A 17,284-nucleotide genomic window follows, 5' to 3' on the forward strand; every position below is an offset into this window, starting at 1 on the left:
CTAACTTTTGACTTCAAACCTCAAACTTTAAGAAATGAAATTGACCATAATAGACAAATACATTCTGAAACGCTACTTGGCGACTTTTGCAGTAATGTTATTGTTGTTTATCCCGATTGGAATTGTAATTGATGTTTCGGAGAAAATCAATAAAATGCTGGAAAATAAAATTCCATTTTGGGAGATAGCAACCTATTACTACAATTTTACCATTTATTTTGCCAATTCCCTTTTTCCGATATTCTTGTTTTTGTCTATCATTTGGTTTACTTCTAAATTGGCAAATAATACAGAAATCATTGCTATTTTAGGTTCAGGAATTTCATTTACTCGATTTTTACGTCCGTATATTATAGGCGCGTCTATCGTGTCGGTTTTGGTGTTGTTGATGGGTTTTTTTCTTGTTCCTTCCGCAAGTGAGGGGTTCAATAATTTTAGGTATACTTATCTAAAAGGAGGTGGAAAAGAAGCCATGCGTGGGGACAATACAGATGTGTACCGACAAATCAATGACCACGAATTCATATATGTGAATAGTTTTAATCCAGACACTAAAATGGCTTTTAATTTTTCGCTGGAGAAGTTTAAAAAAGAGCAATTGGTTTCTAAAATTACCGCAAGTAGAATCAAATGGAATCCCAAGGACAGTACCTATACACTTTATGATTACACTAAAAGAACTTTGGGACCAATGGGAGATAAAATCGAGAAAGCTTCTGAGAAAAAATTTGTTTTTGCCTTTGATTTAGAGGATTTAACTCCTGTAGTGTATATTGCAGAAACCTTGAATCTTGCCCAGTTGAATGCCTTTATTGAAAAAGAACGCAAAAGAGGTTCTTCCAATATTAACACTTATTTGGTCGTGTTATATAAAAAATACAGCGTACCTGTTTCAGCCTTCATCCTTACGATAATTGCGGTTTCAGTTTCGGCAATGAAACGAAGAGGAGGGATGGGGACAAACTTAGCTATCGGAATCGCCATTGCGTTTGCATTTGTCTTTTTTGATAAAATCTTTGGCACCATAGCCGAAAAATCTTCTTTTTCACCATTATTAGCCGTATGGCTACCCAATATCTTTTTCGGAATTTTAGCCATTTATTTATTACGCAATGCCAAACGATAATTTAAAAAGTTACCTAAATCTTCACTTAATTGTTTTTATCTGGGGTTTTACTGCCATATTAGGCGCCTTAATTACCATCGATGCCGATTTTTTAGTTTGGTATCGAATGCTTTTTGCTGCACTTTTCTTAGGGACTTTTTTATTGATTAAGAAAATTCCATTCGAAATTTCCTTTAGTGCTGTTTTAAAGTTGGTTTTTGTAGGCTTGCTTATTGCTTTGCATTGGATTACTTTTTTTGAATCCATTAAGGTGGCTACTGTTTCTATCACCCTATCTGTTTTTTCTTTGGGTGCTTTTATTGCCTCTATTTTGGAACCTATTTTTTACGGACGAAAAGTATTGTGGTATGAAGTGTTTTTTGGATTGATAATCATAGCTGGATTAGCATTGATTCTTCAAGTAGAAATCAATTACTTACACGGAATGCTTTTGGCTTTGGCTTCCATTGTTTTAGGAGTTGTTTTTACGTTATTCAACGGAAAACTAATCGCACATCATGAACCTTCGGTAATTGCCTTTTATGAGTTTTTGGCAGGCTTCCTTTTTATCAGTATTTATTTCCTTTTTAAAGGTTCATTTACTGTGGAATCCTTTGTTTTGACTCCTAAAAATTGGCTGTTAATTTTACTATTGGCTTCCATTTGTACGGCTTATGCCTTTACGGCTTCGGTAAAAGTAATGCGTCGCTTGTCGCCTTATACTGTGATGCTTACTACGAATTTAGAGCCAGTTTATGGAATTGTTTTGGCGTATTTTATCATTGGTGGTAAAGAAAAAATGAGTACCGAATTTTATATTGGAGCCTTGATTATTGTGATTACGGTCATCTTAAATGGCATCATCAAGCACTATATGGAAAAATCGAAAAAGGAGTAGTTAAATTGGATTTAATTTCGAGTTAAATAAAAAATAATCTTTCGAAACGATTTTAAATTTTTACATTTGCACATCCAGAATTGCAAAATAATACAAACGCAAAAATCCTATGGAATATTTAGATTTTGAGCTTCCAATTAAAGAACTAGAGGAGCAGTTAGAAAAATGCGTCATTATCGGGAAAGAGTCGGATGTTGATGTTACCCCAACTTGTAAAGAAATTAACAAGAAGTTAGTGGAGACCAAAAAAAACATCTATAAAAACCTTACCGCTTGGCAACGTGTTCAGTTATCCAGACATCCCAATCGTCCCTATACATTAGACCATATTCGTGCTCTTTGCGGTGATACTTTTTTAGAATTGCACGGTGATCGTGGGTTCAAAGATGACAAAGCAATGATTGGTGGTTTGGGTAAAATTGGAGGACAATCGTTTATGATTGTTGGACAACAAAAAGGATACAATACAAAAACACGTCAGTACCGTAATTTTGGTATGGCCAACCCAGAAGGCTACAGAAAAGCATTGCGCTTGATGAAAATGGCTGAAAAATTTGGTATTCCTGTTGTGACATTAGTAGATACTCCTGGTGCTTATCCTGGTTTAGAAGCAGAAGAAAGAGGTCAAGGAGAAGCTATTGCTAGAAATATTTTCGAAATGGTGCGTTTAAAAGTGCCAATCATCACCATTATTGTGGGTGAAGGAGCTTCTGGAGGAGCTTTAGGAATTGGTGTTGGCGATCGCGTATACATGCTTGAAAATACTTGGTATTCTGTAATATCTCCTGAATCATGTTCTTCTATTTTATGGAAAAGTTGGGAGTACAAAGAGCAAGCAGCAGAAGCATTAAAATTGACTTCAGCTGATATGAAAAAGCAAAAATTAGTCGATGATATCATTCCTGAGCCACTTGGTGGAGCACATTATGACAGAGAAACGACTTTCAAAACTGTTGAGCATTATATTTTGAAAGGTTTCAATGAATTGAAAGACTTATCAACAAGTGAATTAATCGCTCAAAGGATGGATAAATACAGTAAAATGGGGCATTTTAAAGAATAAAATCCTACAAACTATTTTGAAGTCCGAAGCCGTTTGGTTTCGGACTTTTTTTATGGTTATCAACAAAAATATACGAGTTATAAACATTTATTTGTAATAACTCTAGACGCTACACTCTCTATTTTTTTTTAAATTCGCTTTATGGAAAATTTTAAATCAATAAGCCCTATAAAAGTGGATAAATCCACAATAATTAACCTAGAAAAAGGAAAGTTACCACCGCAAGTCCTAGAATTAGAGGAGGCGGTTTTGGGAGCCATGATGATTGATAAAAAAGGGGTTGATGAGGTTATTGATATTTTGCAACCGGATGCTTTCTATAAAGAAGCACACAAACACATATTTGAGGCTATTGTTCAGCTGTTTACAGAGTCGCAACCCATCGACTTATTAACAGTTTCTGCTCAGCTTCGAAAAAACGGAAAATTAGACCTTTCAGGAGGTGATTTTTACTTGATTCAATTAACGCAAAAAATATCTTCCTCTGCACATATTGAATTTCACTCTAGAATCATTCTTCAAAAGTACATTCAAAGAAGTTTGATTCGTATTTCTTCTGAAATTATTGAAGAATCGTATGACGAAACCACCGATGTTTTTGATTTATTAGACAAAGCGGAGTCAAAATTGTATGAAGTGACGCAGGGTAACGTAAAACGTAGTTCTGAAACCGCTCAGAGTTTGGTTTTGCAAGCTAAAAAAAGAATCGAAGAAATTGCCGGACAGGAAGGACTCAGTGGTGTAGCAACTGGTTTTGAAAAGTTGGATAAAGTAACATCGGGTTGGCAACCTTCAGATTTAATTATTATTGCGGCTCGTCCGGGTATGGGTAAAACGGCTTTTGTGTTATCTATGGCTAGAAACATTGCTATCGATTTTCAAAAACCTGTAGCTGTTTTCTCTTTGGAGATGTCATCTGTACAGTTAATTACGCGTTTGATTTCTTCTGAAACAGGCTTGTCTTCTGAGAAATTGCGTACAGGAAAGTTAGAAAAATTTGAGTGGGAACAATTGAGTACCAAAGTGAAAAACTTGGAAAAAGCACCTTTGTTTATAGATGATTCTCCTTCGCTTTCTATTTTTGATTTGCGTGCGAAATGCCGTCGTTTGGCTTCACAGCATGGTATAAAATTGATTATCGTCGATTATTTGCAGTTAATGACTGCAGGAGGAAATGGAAAAGGGGGTGGAAATCGTGAGCAGGAGATTTCAACCATTTCTAGAAACTTAAAAGCTTTGGCTAAAGAATTGAATGTTCCTGTAATTGCGCTTTCACAGTTATCTCGTGCCGTTGAGACTCGTGGTTCTAGTAAACGTCCTTTGCTTTCGGATCTTCGTGAATCGGGTGCGATTGAGCAGGATGCGGATATCGTTTCCTTTATTTATCGTCCTGAATACTACAAAATTGAAGAATGGGATGATGAAGAGCAATCTCCAACCGCAGGTCAGGCAGAATTTATTATCGCTAAGCACAGGAACGGTGGTTTAGAGAATGTTAGATTGAAGTTCGTAGGTAGCCTTGGTAAATTTGACAACTTAGAAGATTACAGCAGTGGTTATGACGATTTGCCTTCTAGTATGAATCAGGAGGATTTTACAAGAAACTTGCCTACGGCGAATGAGGCTTTTGGTAGCACCTTTAATAATGATCCAGAGGATGACAGTGATGTTCCTTTTTAATGTTCAGCTTTAACGAAAAGCTCAATTCTTAGAAAGATAATTCTTTCATAAATTTTTATTTTGTAATAAAAAATTGACTAGCTTAGCTTAAACTATTATTAACCAATTATTTATTAAAGTTATGAGTGAAGAAAAATTACCTAAAGAAATTGAAATTACCTTGCCAACTGCTCAAGAATGGGTGAGAAAATACAAAGAAACGGCTATTGAGTTGGAATCTAGAGCTAAAAAAATTGATGGGTATCTTATTCCTATCGAATCCCTTCAAGGGGTTATGAAACAAAAAATAGATGCCGTTAGGGCTTATGTTGGAATAAACGACTTAGGCGAGCAAACCTTAATGTTAGTAGGGACGCGTTTAAACGTAAAGACTGGAATTTATGAAGATGTTTTTCCTAAGGCATTGAATTCAGAAGTTGCAAAAGAAGAAGAGATTGTTTACGATGCAAGTCGACCATGTCCTCCTTATGGGGATCCCAATAGTCCAATGAATAATTAAAAATGGATGACTTTTTAATATATTTATGTTATAGTATTTTATTGCTAAATTTGATTGTATATACCATTAGCTTTTTCAAAAAAGAAAAGGTTAATGGTTTTTTTTTGATATACATACTCTTTATCAGTATAATACAATTAAGTATGGAAGTATTTTATCTTTTGCATAAAAGTAATTTATTTTTGATGAATATGTATTTTATCGGGCAAATGATGATGTTAGGGCTTTTTTATGGTTCGTTGACCAATTCAAGGAGTCAAAAAACAATCATTTATACTACAATGGCTTTGAATGCAGTAGCTATTGGGGTTCAAAGTTGGTTGGATTATGAACAATTTTTTAAATATAATCTTTTGGTGATAGTGCTTACTAATTTGAGTGTCATTGTATTTGCTGTTCTTCATTTGTATAATATGCTGACTTCAGAAAAAAAATACTACTATTTTACCATAGGACTTATTTTGTATTTACTAGCTAGTACATTGATTTTTATTGTAGGAAATATTAATATAAAATTAAATAATAATGTAAAATTTATCCTTTGGAGTTTTAACTCTTTTTTAGTAATTGTTTATTATTTATTTATTTTATACGATTGGAAAGTAAGTTTTTTAGGTAAAAAAAAGCGTTAAAGCCTTTTTTTTAGTTAATTTTTGTGGTTTATAATAAATTAAGCTATTTTTGATACCACTAAAGTCCCCAAATAGATAATACCACATAATACATGGATGCAACTTCCATTACAGAGAAAGAAATTGTTCTAGTTATTTTGTACACTTCCTTCTTTTTTATAATTCTGGCAGTGGTACTCATTGTTTTTTTCTATTTTTCTAGAAAAAAAATTATTCAAAAAGAAATTGAAAAGAAAGATGCTGAAATTTTTCATCAAAAAGAGCTGTTAAAGGCTGTAATTGAAACGCAAGAAGCAGAAAGAAAGCGAATTGCTCAAGATTTACACGATGATATTAGTTCAAAGTTGAATGTAGTGGCTTTAAACGCCCATTTGTTGGCTACTCCTAATCTTTCAACTACTGATTTAGAGAAAATTAAATCCAATGTAATTACACTAACAGGTAAGGCATTGGAGAATTCGAGAAAGATTGCGCATGATTTATTGCCTCCTGTTTTGGAGAAATTTGGTTTAGATGCAGGGGTAGAAGAGTTGTGTATGGAGTTTAGCTCCGCAAAAGGGGTACAAGTTATTTATGAAAATGAAGTAGCTTTTGAAGAATCTGAAATTAGAAAACAACTGCACGTTTTTAGAATTTTGCAGGAGTTACTTAATAATTCCATTCGTCATGGAAAAGCAACGATTATAACGGTGACCTTTCTCAATGAAGGGGAGTATACCAAATGCATGTATACTGATAACGGAATCGGATTTGATGCGGGCGATTGTACACATCAAAAGGGCTTAGGATTAAAAAATATCGAAAGTAGGATCTCATTCTTAAAAGGCAAACTGTCTTTTTATTCTGAGGTATCGAAAGGAGTACAAGTAGAATTTGTTTTTTAGTTATGACCAAAACGATCAAAATTATTTTAGTAGACGATGAAGAGCTCTTTAGAAAAGGTTTAGAATTTATCTTAAGTAGAGAGCCCAATTTTTCAATACTACACGAGGCCAATAACGGACAAGAATTGATTGCTTTTCTTAGAAGTACCTACGAGCTTCCCGACATTGTAATAATGGATTTAAAAATGCCCATTATTAATGGTGTAGAAGCCACCAAGATTATTCATAAAGAGTTTCCCGAAATAAAAATTATTGCGCTAACAAGTTATCATTCTAAGGCATTTATTGCGAATATGATAGATGTTGGTGCGTCTTCCTATTTGTTAAAAAATGCTTCTCCAGAAGAATTGATTGCAACCATCAACGAAGTGGCTTGCAAGGGATTTTATTATTCGGATGAAGTAGTTAATGTAATTAAAGAAGCGTCTCTTTCCGGAAGTAAGCTAAAAAGTTGTTTGGACAAAAGCATGCTCTCGGAGCGTGAAATTGAAGTCTTAAAACTGATTTGCAAGCAAAAAAATGCTGCAGAAATAGGGGACTACTTATTTATAAGCCCTAGAACTGTTGAAGGACACAGAACCAATTTATTGCTAAAAACCAACTCAAGAAATGTGGCTGGATTAGTGGTTTTTGCCTTGCAAAATGATTTGATAAGTTTGGATTGAGTTTTATGGATTAACTCAATAAAAAATCAAAGGATAATGCATAAAATAGGATAACTAAAACAAGTACTACCCCCATTGCAATTTTTTTTACTAATGAATAATGAGTAAGGGTTTTATTTTCTTCAGTAGTGTAATTAACGGTGAATCTCATAATTATCAATTGTTTATACAAATGTAAAAGGCTTGTGTCAAATGAGAACACGTAGTTTTACGTGTTTTTTGCATTAATGTTAGTAAATCTTCATTTTTTTATTAAATCTAATAAGAACAGTTTTTTTGATTATACTATTGTAAGTTGTTCATAACAATTATCTTTGAGCTACAATAAGTGATGCTATGAAATCGCCATTAACAATAGGTCTGTTGCAAACAAAAAACAATAAGTAAAAGGCGATACCATATATGACCTATAAAAAATATAATTTACATATATGAAACCAAAAAATCTTTGTGTCCTTTTCCTATTTTTTGTGTCGACTATTGCAAAGGCTGGATTTATTTTGTTGCCTATGGATGAAACTTCCCAGCAAAACCATTTAAAGGCCTATGGAATTACCTATTGGTGTTTAGATAAAAAGTATAAAGCCAGTTGGTTGCTCAATTACAGAGGAGGTTCTTTTTTGTTGCCCGATGCTCCAGAAATTAGAAAAGAGTGTCAGATTCGGGGCGTAAGTTTTGAGATTGTATCGGATAGTGAAGAAGCGGAGTTGTTAAACCTTATAGCAAGTCCTTCTCAAAATATGGAATCGGTTTTGTTAGAGAAAGCGCCTAAGATTGCGGTGTATACTCCTAAAGGGAAACAACCTTGGGACGATGCAGTCACCCTTGTTTTAACCTACGCTGAGATTCCTTTTACAGCTGTCTATGACGAAGAAGTCTTGTCTGATCAATTGCTGCTTTATGATTGGTTGCATTTGCATCACGAAGATTTTACGGGACAGTATGGCAAATTTTATGGTACTTATAAAAATACTCCTTGGTATATTGAACAAAAAAAAGAGGCTGAGCTTCTTGCAAAGAAGCTTGGTTTTGCCAAAGTATCCGATGAGAAAGGGGCTGTAGCACAGAAAATTAGTCATTTTGTAATTGGTGGTGGATTCATGTTTGCCATGTGTTCTGCGACCGATAGTTTTGACATCGCCTTGGCTGCTCAAGGAATCGACATCTGTGAGACCATGTTTGATGGTGATGCAAGTAGTCCCAATTACCAAGCACAATTGGATTATTCAAAATCGTTTGCCTTCAAAAATTTTACCCTGGAACGTCGCCCCGAACAATATGAATTCTCCAATATCGACATGACAGGAAGAAGAAAAATTCCTATGGAGAAAGATTACTTTACCTTGATGGAATTCTCAGCCAAATGGGACCCTATTCCCAGTATGCTGTGTCAAAATCACACCCAGTTAATCAAAGGTTTTATGGGACAAACCACTGCTTTTGACGCGGAATTAGTAAAATCCAATATACTGCTGTTGGGAAGTTGTGAACTCAATGGAGAGGCGCGTTACATTCATGGTCAAAAAGGCAAAGGAATGTTTACCTTCTATGGCGGACATGATCCCGAAGATTTTCAACACCAAGTAGGTGATCCCGCCACAGTATTGGACCTTCATCCTAATTCGCCTGGCTATCGTTTAATTTTGAACAATGTCTTGTTTCCTGCGGCTAAAAAGAAAAAGTTGAAGACATAAAGAACAAAATATTTTTTGTATTTAGGGCTTTTGTTTATTTTTCCTCTGTGTTACTATTTGGGGTTTCAATTAAGGATAGGTTACTAAGTAGTAAATGAAAAGGGTCGATATTATTTGTTAACTTAAAATGATTTTCTTGTTTGATAAAATAAAATGAAGAACATTGTTTTTGATTTAAGTATAAATACTTATATTTGAAATAAGTATTTTTTCTTATTTTAAAAATTATAGCAAATGAACCAAACAGTACAACCTCTGTTAACCATCGTAGGTGCTGGTCCAGGAGACGAAGAGTTAATTACTTTAAAAGCCATCAAAGCATTACAAAATGCAAATGTTGTTTTGTATGATGCTTTAGTAAATGAGCATTTATTGCAATATACAACTGCATCCGAAGTGATTTTTGTTGGTAAGCGTTTTGGATGCCATGCCTATACTCAAGATCTAATCAATGAGTTAATAGTGGTAATGGCTCAAAAATATGGACACGTAGTCCGCTTAAAAGGTGGTGATCCATTTGTTTTTGGACGAGGAATAGAGGAAATTGATTATGCAGAACAACACGGTATTGCTACAGCTATAGTGCCCGGAATTTCTTCAGCTTTGGGAGTTCCTGCTGCCAATGGAATTAGTTTAACACAGCGTCATATTGCCGAGAGTTTTTGGGTAATTACTGGTACAACATCCAATCATGAATTATCTAAAGATGTTACTTTGGCCTCACAATCTGCTGCTACAGTTGTTATTTTGATGGGGATGAATAAATTGGAACAAATTCTTAGTATTTATAAAAGTCATAGGGATGACGATTTACCTATTGCTATCATTCAAAACGGAACCAAAAGCGATCAAAAAAAAGTAATCGGCACCCTTTCTTCCATAAGTCAGTTAGTAGAACAAAACCAACTTTCCTCTCCCGCCATCATCATTATTGGTGAAACCGTTAGACATGCTAGTCTTGATAAACACTATTTGAAGGCCATAGGTATAAAAGAGAGCGGTTCATAGTTTTTAGTCCATAGTCCATAGTCCATAGTCTTTAGTTTCTTGTCTTTAGTTTCTTGTCTTTAGTTTCTTGTCTTTAGTTTCTTGTCTTTAGTTTCTTGTCTTTAGTTCCTAGTAATTGGTTCTTAGTAATAGATCTGTGAATTTTATAAAGCATTTGAAGTTTTTATATTCAAACGCTTTATGTCTTTTTAATGAACTAACTACTAAGGGCTACCCACTAAGTACTAAACTATTTCCTACTCCAAAGCTACCTTAACTTTGTATTGATTGGATTTCAAAATTGATTCAATCGTGCCGAAAGTGGCAATGCTTTTTTGATAGTCTCTTTCTTTTTTTAAGGCAATTTGTCGCACACCGTTTTCAAACCTGCTAACTTCTTTTAGTGTGGTTAGTAATAAACCAGGAACAGGCGCGTTTTTTCCTTCTTTATCTTTGGAAACCATTGTAAAATAAGAAGAGTTGCAATGTTTAATAACGCCAGTTTGTATATTTTCGGCCTCAACTCTAATGCCTATAATCATAGAACTGTTGCCTACATAATTGACACTGGCCTTCATTGTTACCAATTCACCCACTTCAATTGGCATCAAAAAATTGACGGTATCAACAGAAGCGGTGACACAATAATTCCCCGAAAACTTAGAGGCACAAGCAAACGCAATTTGATCTAATAAAGACAAAATATAACCACCATGAATTTTGCCACTAAAATTAGTGTGGGACGGAAGCATTAGTTCCGAAATGATAACATGTGATGAACTCACTGTTTTAAAAGTAGTTTCCATAAAGATAATGCTGTTTTTGTTTTTGGATATGCCTAAGTCTAGGTCATGCCTCCATACCATCTGGTGCCTGCTGTACGTTCTCATTTTCCATTGAAAGAGCGATGCAATCTCTCAAGTAAAGCGGAGTGCAGCCTGTTTTTTTATTGTATAAATGGGCTTGTTATTTTACTACTATTTTTTTGGAAGAGATTTGCTTAAAGCGTTCTTTAGGAGCATCGCATAGAGAACAACAATAGTGCTCAGGCAATGCAGTAAAGTGAACTCCCTCTTGAATTCCTTGTGAACGGTCACCATACAAAGGGTTGTATAGTGTTAAACAATCCTGGCACTGGTACAATTCTTCTATGACAGGTTCCTTTTCAGAGGTATTGGTGCTAATTTCTAGGATAGAATTGCCAAGCTCTTCAAAGTATTTCTTACTTAATTCAATCAATATAGTGGGGAGTTCTAATTTGTCTACGTCTTGTGTGTGTACGATATATTCCTTAGTATTCGGGTCAAAATTTTTGGCATACAAGACATTAAAAGTAGCTCGTATTTTTATCGACTCAAGGTCTTTTGGAATATCATTTCTTTCAATCACTATAGAGGTAAAGTAATGACCTTCCCTGTTGTAGTCGGACAATCCGAAGGTAAGGCCGTAAGTGCTAATGTCAAACTGGTCCAAAGTTCTTACCAAAAAGGTTTTCAGATTTAGCGCCCATTCTACAGCTACGGGTAAATGCCAATTCAGTTCTAAAAGTGAGTGCCTAACATTAATTCCTTTCTTTCCTAAGAATTTTTCCCAATCGAGTTTTCGCTCTTTAGGTATTCCCTTTACAATAAATGATTTCCATGGCGTAATACAAATTTTTCCAATTTTACAATCAAAGCATAGGTCACACATTTCTTTTAAAAATGCCAAATCATACAAGTTATTTCTCCAGTATAAACCTAGCCAATATTGGTCAATTCCTAGTCTATTCATTCCCTCATAATATGGGAAAGGATAAAACGGAACATGCAATGGTTTGTCTATTGTACGATTGTTTGTATCTAGTTTATCATTGACTAACTGAAAAATCATTTCTGCATTTGTTGGCTCTTCAGTTAGTATAGACTCAATTGCATAATAAACTGCTGCAATATTCCAACTATAAATGAGTACAGGATACATTTCCATTTTATCCCATTGAGGCAATCGAACGTATAAAAACCAATAGTCCTCATGTTCAGATGCTACAAAGTTGATTTGACCAGTAAATAAAGGAACAAGTTGTTGTTTGGGATCGGTTATGTTTATTTTTAATCTCGGATTTTCTTTAAATTGCTCTAGTATGTACAAGAATTTATTACCAGTAACCCAAGGCGTATTTCTAAAAATATCTGTTGAAACATAAGAAGAGACGATATTGTTTCCGCTTTTTTCATTGGGATATACAAAATGAAACAATTTATTGTTTTCTAAATGAAGTGGACTAAATCCTACTGGAAAAATAATATCTTGTCTCGAACCAAATGAAATAGCTTTTAGACCTTGTTCTAACGCCATTGTTACAATTTCTTTTAATTCTCCTGGAGAAAGCACTCCGCCCTTAATAATCAAACGTGTTAAATCCATCGATATGAGTTTTGTAGCCTTGTGGTAGCACCTTGGGCTGTTGTGAATCGTTATTTTGTTTTTGCTAATAGTTCTTTTACCTCTGTTTTGCAACTTCCACAGCCTAAACCTGCTCCAGTGGTTTTGCATAGAGTGGTAAAGTCCGTAACGCCGCTTTTGATGGTGGCTTCTATGTTCCCGCTTCCAACTTGGCTACAAGAACATACGAGTTTACCAAGAATAGGTTTTGCAGTAGCGCTTCCTCTTAATAATGTATTTCGTTTATCAGAAAGTTCGATTTTACTTTCAATCATGGTTTTGAATTCGGCAAATTCATTTTTATCCCCCATCAAAATAGCGCCAATCAACAAGTCGTTTTTAACGATACACTTTTTGTAATAGCGTTTGCCTAAATCAGAAAAAACAATTTCTTCATACGAGTCATCGTTTTCTGGTACTTCAATCTCGCCAATGCTGCATAAATTGATATCTTCTAGCTTTAAAATATTCATTAAAACAGAACCTTTGTAATGGCTACTAATATCGCCTGCCAGATAATTAGCAAGAATATCGGCTTGTTCCTCTGCTGCTGAAGTAATACCAAAAAGTTGATTATTAAATTCGGCTATTTCGCCAATAGCAAATATGGAAGGATTAGAGGATTGCAAATACTGATTCACCTTTACACCACGGGCACAAGTAAGCCCAGCTTCTTTGGCGACCTCAATATTCGGTATTGTTCCTATTGTGTAAACTATGGCGTTGGCAGTTAGGGTTCTACCACTTTTTAAAGCTATTTCTAATTCATGGGCTCGATTGGTACTAAAAACAGTACTTACTTCATTGTCAAAATAAATTTGAATATCTCTTTGCTGTACTTCCTCAGCTAGTAATTTGCTCGAAATACGGTCCAATTGGCGTTCCATCAAACGGGATGCTCTTTGGATAATGGTGATTTTTACTTTTTTATGTTTAAGTGCTGCGGCCAATTCAAGCCCTAACAATCCGCCACCTACTATCACAACGTGTTGTTCTTCTGGAGGCAATTGTGTTTGCTCTAAATAGTTACGCAATCGATCAGCATCATCTTTTTTTCTTATAGTAAATCGGCCAGGTAGATGCAGCTGTGCGTTTTCGGGGACAAAAGGACGGCTCCCAGTAGCAAGAATTAGCGTGTCATAATGATGAATAACACCATTACTATCTGTTATCTTTTTTTCGTCTGTACTAATATGGTTGATAGCAACTTCAGATTGTAAGGTGATATTCAGTTTGGCTAAGGCTTCTTCTTTTATTTTTAAAAGTTGCTCCCAAGAGAGTTCGGCGGTAACGTATTCAGGAAGTAAAACTCTGTTATAAAATGGATTTTTTTCATTTGAAAAGACTACTATTTCATCTTGCGTATTGATTTCTCTGTAGTTTTGTATGAATCGAAATGCAGCTGCTCCTGCACCTACCAAGACAATTTTTTCGGTTGGTTTTTTGTATTTTTCAATAGCAACACTAGTGTATTTAAAATCAGGTTCCTTAGAAAGCGGATCTACCAATGTATTGGTTAAGTTATTGGTACGATTCAAATCATTATCCAATTGTTTGCCCCAATGCATGGGTAAAAAAACAACAGATTCTCGGGTAGCATTGGTTACTTTTGTTTTGACTCTTACAGCACCGTTTTTGCTGCTTACAGTAACAATATCGCCCGTTTCTATTTCTGCCTTGTAAGCATCAATCGGGTTCATTTCCAAAACGGGGCTAGGGATATGAGTCATCAATCGTGACACTTTACCTGTTTTGGTCATAGTATGCCATTGGTCTCTTATGCGTCCTGTGGTAAGGATGAAAGGGTATTTAGCATCAGGAGCTTCTGATGTGTTTTCTATAGTAGTTGGCAGATTGAAAATCGCCTTTTGTGAAGGAGTATAAAACTTTTTATCGGTAAATAATCTAGGTGTTCCTGGATGACCGTAATCAGGAACTGGCCATTGAAAGGAACCTTCATTTTGTAATCGATTGTAGTTTAAAAATGAGATATCTATAGTCGTGTTTTTGGTCAGCAAAGCATGTTCTCTGTAAATTTCTTCCGTAGAAGCATAATCGAACCCGCTAAAGTTCATTTTTTTTGCAAATCGTGTGATGATTTCGATATCAGACAGCGCCTCGCCTGGTGGGTTAATTCCTTTTGATAAATAAGTAATTCTTCGTTCTGAATTGGTCATAGTCCCCTCTTTTTCAAGCCAGCCAGCAGCTGGAAGAAGGAGATCGGCATATTTAGTTGTGTCGGAGCGGTGCGAAATATCTTGAACTACCACAAACTTGGCATTTTGCAAAGCCTTTTCTATTTTTCGAGATTCGGGTAAACTAACTAAGGGATTCGTGCAAACTATCCAAATGGCTTTCATAGAACCTGAGGCCAATGCGTCAAACATTTCAGTTGCTGTGAGTCCAGGTTGTTCTTTGATTTCTGTTACCCCCCAATAGTCAGCTACTTCTTTGCGATGGATTGGGTTACTTAACTCTTTATGGGCAGCCAATAGATTGGCCATACCGCCAACTTCCCTTCCTCCCATTGCATTGGGTTGACCCGTTAAGGAAAAAGGTCCTGAACCAGGTTTTCCGATTTGTCCAGTGAGCAATGAAAGATTTAGTAAGGCAGTGTTTTTATCGACACCAATTGCACTTTGGTTCAATCCCATAGCCCAAAGTGAAAGAAATCCTTTGGCCTTGCCAATCATGTCTGCAGCAAGTTTTATGTCATTAACAGAAATGCCACATAGTTTTGAAGCTTTTTCCAAAGAACTCGCTCCCACTAATGTTTTATAGGCTTGAAAATTCTCGGTGTGATTTTTTATAAAATCGTGATCGACATACCCTTTTTCTATGATTCTTTTGGCTAAGGCATGGTACAAAATGATATCGGTTCCGGGTATAATTTGTAAATGCAAATCAGCATTCAATGCAGAATCGGTTTTGCGAGGGTCAATAACAATTATTTTAACTTTTGGGTTCTTCTCTTTGTGCAATTCAATTCGTCTGAAAAGAATTGGATGACACCAAGCAGGGTTAGCACCCGTTATCAAAAAGGTGTCAGCGAGTTCAATATCATCATAGGCAACAGGAACACTATCTTCTCCAAATGTTTTTTTGTAGCCCACTACTGCTGAGCTCATGCACAATCTAGAATTGGTGTCTATATTATTTGTTTTTAAAAAGCCTTTTACCAATTTGTTAATCAAGTAATATTCCTCTGTTAGGCATTGTCCCGAGATATAAAAACCGACACTATCAGGGCCATATTTTTTTATAATTGTAGAAAAAACCGCTGCAGCTCGCTCAATGGCTTGGTCCCAGTTAACTCGTTCTAGTGGCTGTTCTTTGCTCCAACGCATTTCTGGATAGAGAATACGATCTGATGTATCATTGGCTACATAATGAAGATTCATGCCCTTGGAACAAAGCATTCCTTTGTTTACGGGGTGATTAGGGTCTCCTTTTACGCTTACTCCTTTTTTGGAATCATTGGTAACGATGATGCCGCAACCCACACCGCAGTAGGAGCATGTAGTTTTGATTTCAGAATTTTGCATTATTACACTTCTTTATTTACACTTTTCTTTATAATGATTATCTAAAATTGTATTTCGATAATTCAGTTGTAAAAATAAGTATTTTTACGTAAAAATACGTATGTAATTTATTTTTTTTCTTAAGTTTGAATAAAAATTCGAGATACGATAAATCCCAAGCTCATTTTTTAGAATACTACAATTTATAGCGTGGTAAAAGCAAAATAATGCAGGAAATCGTGACAGTTAATTGTTTATGTAAAGTTTGAATTTAATTTTAAAAAGATACAATTATGAAGGAAGCCTTAGTACATTGCAATAGTTGTAACAATGAAAACTGTTTTATAAAAAAGCATTTGCATTTGGATAAGATGAAACCTTTTTTGGATAAAAAAAATAGCTTTGTATGCAAAAAAAGTCATCAATTTATAATTGAGGGTGCTCCCATGCAAGGGTTGTATTTCATAAAAAAAGGGAAAGTTAAAACCATAAAAACGGGTATTAATGGTAGAGAGCAAATTGTTCGCTTTACCAAAGACGGTGATACCATAGGTTTTCGAGGATTTGGTACCAGTAAACGCTATTTGATTGGGGCTTACGCCTTAGAGGATACTGTTTTGTGTAATTTTAGTAATGAAGTCATGCTCGAAATTTTGCATACTGTTCCAGAATTTACCTATGATTTAATGTTGTTCTATGCAGAGGAACTCAATAAAAGTGAAAATAATATTCGGAAAATTGCACACATGAATGTTCGCGAACGTGTGATTGACTCTTTATTGTACATCCATAGAAAATTTGGTCAAACAGATGGCACTATAGATATAGCGTTATCCCGTAAAGAGATAGCAGATTTTGCTGGTACCACAGAGGAACAAGTGACCAGAATGATCTCTAGTTTGAAAAAAGAACAATTAATAGAAACTACTGGAAAAAGAATAGGATTGTTAAATATAGCTAAGCTAAGAACCGAAATTATGGATCATAAATATATTTAAATTTAGATAGTATACCATATTTATTTGAAATGTAGCACGCAAAGCCTCTTTAATGAGGCTTTTTTTATGCATTTGTATACTATAGCGTTGTTTTGTTGTGAACTAGTGGTAATTATCTAAGTATTGGTATTGTGCTAAAGGGCTGTTTTTATTGGGATTCTACTTTTTTTATTGCGAAAACGCATAAAATAGCCCGCTTTTTAGTACTATAAAAGAAGGGGTAAAAAGAGT

At 35.1% G+C, this 17,284-nt stretch carries 15 protein-coding genes; 11 read left to right on the plus strand and 4 right to left on the minus strand.

Features of this window, described 5'->3' with window-relative positions; translation table 11 throughout:
- Positions 1 to 34 precede the first annotated feature (34 nt).
- The 8 genes from ACSVH9_RS11900 (at position 35) to ACSVH9_RS11935 (ending at position 7,426) form a co-directional block, all read left to right on the plus strand.
- On the plus strand, positions 35 to 1,126 hold the full coding sequence (locus ACSVH9_RS11900) for an LptF/LptG family permease (protein WP_438063894.1): 1,092 nt from the start codon (positions 35 to 37) through the stop codon (positions 1,124 to 1,126).
- Positions 1,113 to 2,003 carry a DMT family transporter gene (locus ACSVH9_RS11905; protein WP_438063895.1) on the plus strand — a complete coding sequence of 297 codons (891 nt, stop codon included), beginning with the start codon at positions 1,113 to 1,115 and terminating at the stop codon, positions 2,001 to 2,003. Before ACSVH9_RS11900 ends, ACSVH9_RS11905 begins: the two co-directional genes overlap by 14 nt.
- Positions 2,004 to 2,112: 109 nt before the next feature.
- Positions 2,113 to 3,066, plus strand: coding sequence for an acetyl-CoA carboxylase carboxyltransferase subunit alpha (locus ACSVH9_RS11910; RefSeq protein WP_159686588.1), 954 nt, complete (start codon positions 2,113 to 2,115; stop codon positions 3,064 to 3,066).
- 141 nt (positions 3,067 to 3,207) lie between these two features.
- Positions 3,208 to 4,746: a replicative DNA helicase gene (gene dnaB / locus ACSVH9_RS11915; RefSeq protein WP_438063896.1), complete on the plus strand. Its 1,539-nt coding sequence runs from the start codon at positions 3,208 to 3,210 to the stop codon at positions 4,744 to 4,746.
- A 121-nt stretch (positions 4,747 to 4,867) separates the two neighbouring features.
- Positions 4,868 to 5,245 carry a hypothetical protein gene (locus ACSVH9_RS11920; RefSeq protein ID WP_438063897.1) on the plus strand — a complete coding sequence of 126 codons (378 nt, stop codon included), beginning with the start codon at positions 4,868 to 4,870 and terminating at the stop codon, positions 5,243 to 5,245.
- Positions 5,246 to 5,388: 143 nt separating this feature from the next.
- Positions 5,389 to 5,877, plus strand: coding sequence for a hypothetical protein (locus ACSVH9_RS11925; protein WP_438063898.1), 489 nt, complete (start codon positions 5,389 to 5,391; stop codon positions 5,875 to 5,877).
- Between the two features lie 92 nt (positions 5,878 to 5,969).
- Positions 5,970 to 6,761: a sensor histidine kinase gene (locus tag ACSVH9_RS11930; protein ID WP_438063899.1), complete on the plus strand. Its 792-nt coding sequence runs from the start codon at positions 5,970 to 5,972 to the stop codon at positions 6,759 to 6,761.
- A gap of 2 nt (positions 6,762 to 6,763) precedes the next feature.
- Positions 6,764 to 7,426: a response regulator transcription factor gene (locus ACSVH9_RS11935; RefSeq protein ID WP_438063900.1), complete on the plus strand. Its 663-nt coding sequence runs from the start codon at positions 6,764 to 6,766 to the stop codon at positions 7,424 to 7,426.
- A gap of 10 nt (positions 7,427 to 7,436) precedes the next feature.
- Here the strand turns inward: ACSVH9_RS11935 and ACSVH9_RS11940 are convergent, their stop codons facing one another.
- The gene (locus ACSVH9_RS11940; RefSeq protein WP_438063901.1) at positions 7,437 to 7,577 is read right to left on the minus strand and encodes a hypothetical protein; all 141 of its coding nucleotides are present in this window, start codon (positions 7,575 to 7,577) and stop codon (positions 7,437 to 7,439) included.
- A 280-nt stretch (positions 7,578 to 7,857) separates the two neighbouring features.
- Between ACSVH9_RS11940 and ACSVH9_RS11945 the strand changes: the two genes are divergently transcribed.
- Together ACSVH9_RS11945 and cobA are read left to right on the plus strand one after the other, a co-directional pair.
- On the plus strand, positions 7,858 to 9,120 hold the full coding sequence (locus tag ACSVH9_RS11945; protein ID WP_438063902.1) for an asparagine synthetase B: 1,263 nt from the start codon (positions 7,858 to 7,860) through the stop codon (positions 9,118 to 9,120).
- A 234-nt stretch (positions 9,121 to 9,354) separates the two neighbouring features.
- Entirely contained in the window at positions 9,355 to 10,128 is a 774-nt protein-coding gene (gene cobA, locus ACSVH9_RS11950) for a uroporphyrinogen-III C-methyltransferase (RefSeq protein ID WP_438063903.1), read from the plus strand.
- A gap of 236 nt (positions 10,129 to 10,364) precedes the next feature.
- On the opposite strand, the gene ACSVH9_RS11955 is transcribed toward cobA, so the two are convergent.
- The 3 genes from ACSVH9_RS11955 to ACSVH9_RS11965 form a co-directional block, all read right to left on the minus strand.
- A complete protein-coding gene (locus ACSVH9_RS11955; protein ID WP_438063904.1) occupies positions 10,365 to 10,913 on the minus strand; it encodes an acyl-CoA thioesterase in 549 nt (182 codons plus the stop codon).
- Between the two features lie 160 nt (positions 10,914 to 11,073).
- A complete protein-coding gene (locus ACSVH9_RS11960; RefSeq protein ID WP_438063905.1) occupies positions 11,074 to 12,513 on the minus strand; it encodes a rubredoxin in 1,440 nt (479 codons plus the stop codon).
- A 50-nt stretch (positions 12,514 to 12,563) separates the two neighbouring features.
- A complete protein-coding gene (locus tag ACSVH9_RS11965; RefSeq protein WP_438063906.1) occupies positions 12,564 to 16,076 on the minus strand; it encodes a molybdopterin-dependent oxidoreductase in 3,513 nt (1,170 codons plus the stop codon).
- Positions 16,077 to 16,348: 272 nt separating this feature from the next.
- On the opposite strand from ACSVH9_RS11965, the gene ACSVH9_RS11970 reads away from it, so the two are divergent.
- Positions 16,349 to 17,053 carry a Crp/Fnr family transcriptional regulator gene (locus tag ACSVH9_RS11970; RefSeq protein ID WP_438063907.1) on the plus strand — a complete coding sequence of 235 codons (705 nt, stop codon included), beginning with the start codon at positions 16,349 to 16,351 and terminating at the stop codon, positions 17,051 to 17,053.
- Positions 17,054 to 17,284 lie beyond the last annotated feature (231 nt).

The organism is Flavobacterium sp. RSSB_23 (assembly GCF_051547145.1).
Taxonomy (GTDB): Bacteria; Bacteroidota; Bacteroidia; order Flavobacteriales; family Flavobacteriaceae; genus Flavobacterium.

Excerpts from the sequence above, each read along its gene's own strand:
- ACSVH9_RS11900 (WP_438063894.1), top strand. The coding sequence starts at position 35 with ATGAAATTGACCATAATAGACAAATACATTCTGAAACGCTACTTGGCG.
- ACSVH9_RS11905 (WP_438063895.1), top strand. The coding sequence starts at position 1,113 with ATGCCAAACGATAATTTAAAAAGTTACCTAAATCTTCACTTAATTGTT.
- ACSVH9_RS11910 (WP_159686588.1), top strand. The coding sequence starts at position 2,113 with ATGGAATATTTAGATTTTGAGCTTCCAATTAAAGAACTAGAGGAGCAG.
- dnaB (WP_438063896.1), top strand. The coding sequence starts at position 3,208 with ATGGAAAATTTTAAATCAATAAGCCCTATAAAAGTGGATAAATCCACA.
- ACSVH9_RS11920 (WP_438063897.1), top strand. The coding sequence starts at position 4,868 with ATGAGTGAAGAAAAATTACCTAAAGAAATTGAAATTACCTTGCCAACT.
- ACSVH9_RS11925 (WP_438063898.1), top strand. The coding sequence starts at position 5,389 with ATGGAAGTATTTTATCTTTTGCATAAAAGTAATTTATTTTTGATGAAT.
- ACSVH9_RS11930 (WP_438063899.1), top strand. The coding sequence starts at position 5,970 with ATGGATGCAACTTCCATTACAGAGAAAGAAATTGTTCTAGTTATTTTG.
- ACSVH9_RS11935 (WP_438063900.1), top strand. The coding sequence starts at position 6,764 with ATGACCAAAACGATCAAAATTATTTTAGTAGACGATGAAGAGCTCTTT.
- ACSVH9_RS11940 (WP_438063901.1), bottom strand. The coding sequence starts at position 7,577 with ATGAGATTCACCGTTAATTACACTACTGAAGAAAATAAAACCCTTACT.
- ACSVH9_RS11945 (WP_438063902.1), top strand. The coding sequence starts at position 7,858 with ATGAAACCAAAAAATCTTTGTGTCCTTTTCCTATTTTTTGTGTCGACT.
- cobA (WP_438063903.1), top strand. The coding sequence starts at position 9,355 with ATGAACCAAACAGTACAACCTCTGTTAACCATCGTAGGTGCTGGTCCA.
- ACSVH9_RS11955 (WP_438063904.1), bottom strand. The coding sequence starts at position 10,913 with ATGGAAACTACTTTTAAAACAGTGAGTTCATCACATGTTATCATTTCG.
- ACSVH9_RS11960 (WP_438063905.1), bottom strand. The coding sequence starts at position 12,513 with ATGGATTTAACACGTTTGATTATTAAGGGCGGAGTGCTTTCTCCAGGA.
- ACSVH9_RS11965 (WP_438063906.1), bottom strand. The coding sequence starts at position 16,076 with ATGCAAAATTCTGAAATCAAAACTACATGCTCCTACTGCGGTGTGGGT.
- ACSVH9_RS11970 (WP_438063907.1), top strand. The coding sequence starts at position 16,349 with ATGAAGGAAGCCTTAGTACATTGCAATAGTTGTAACAATGAAAACTGT.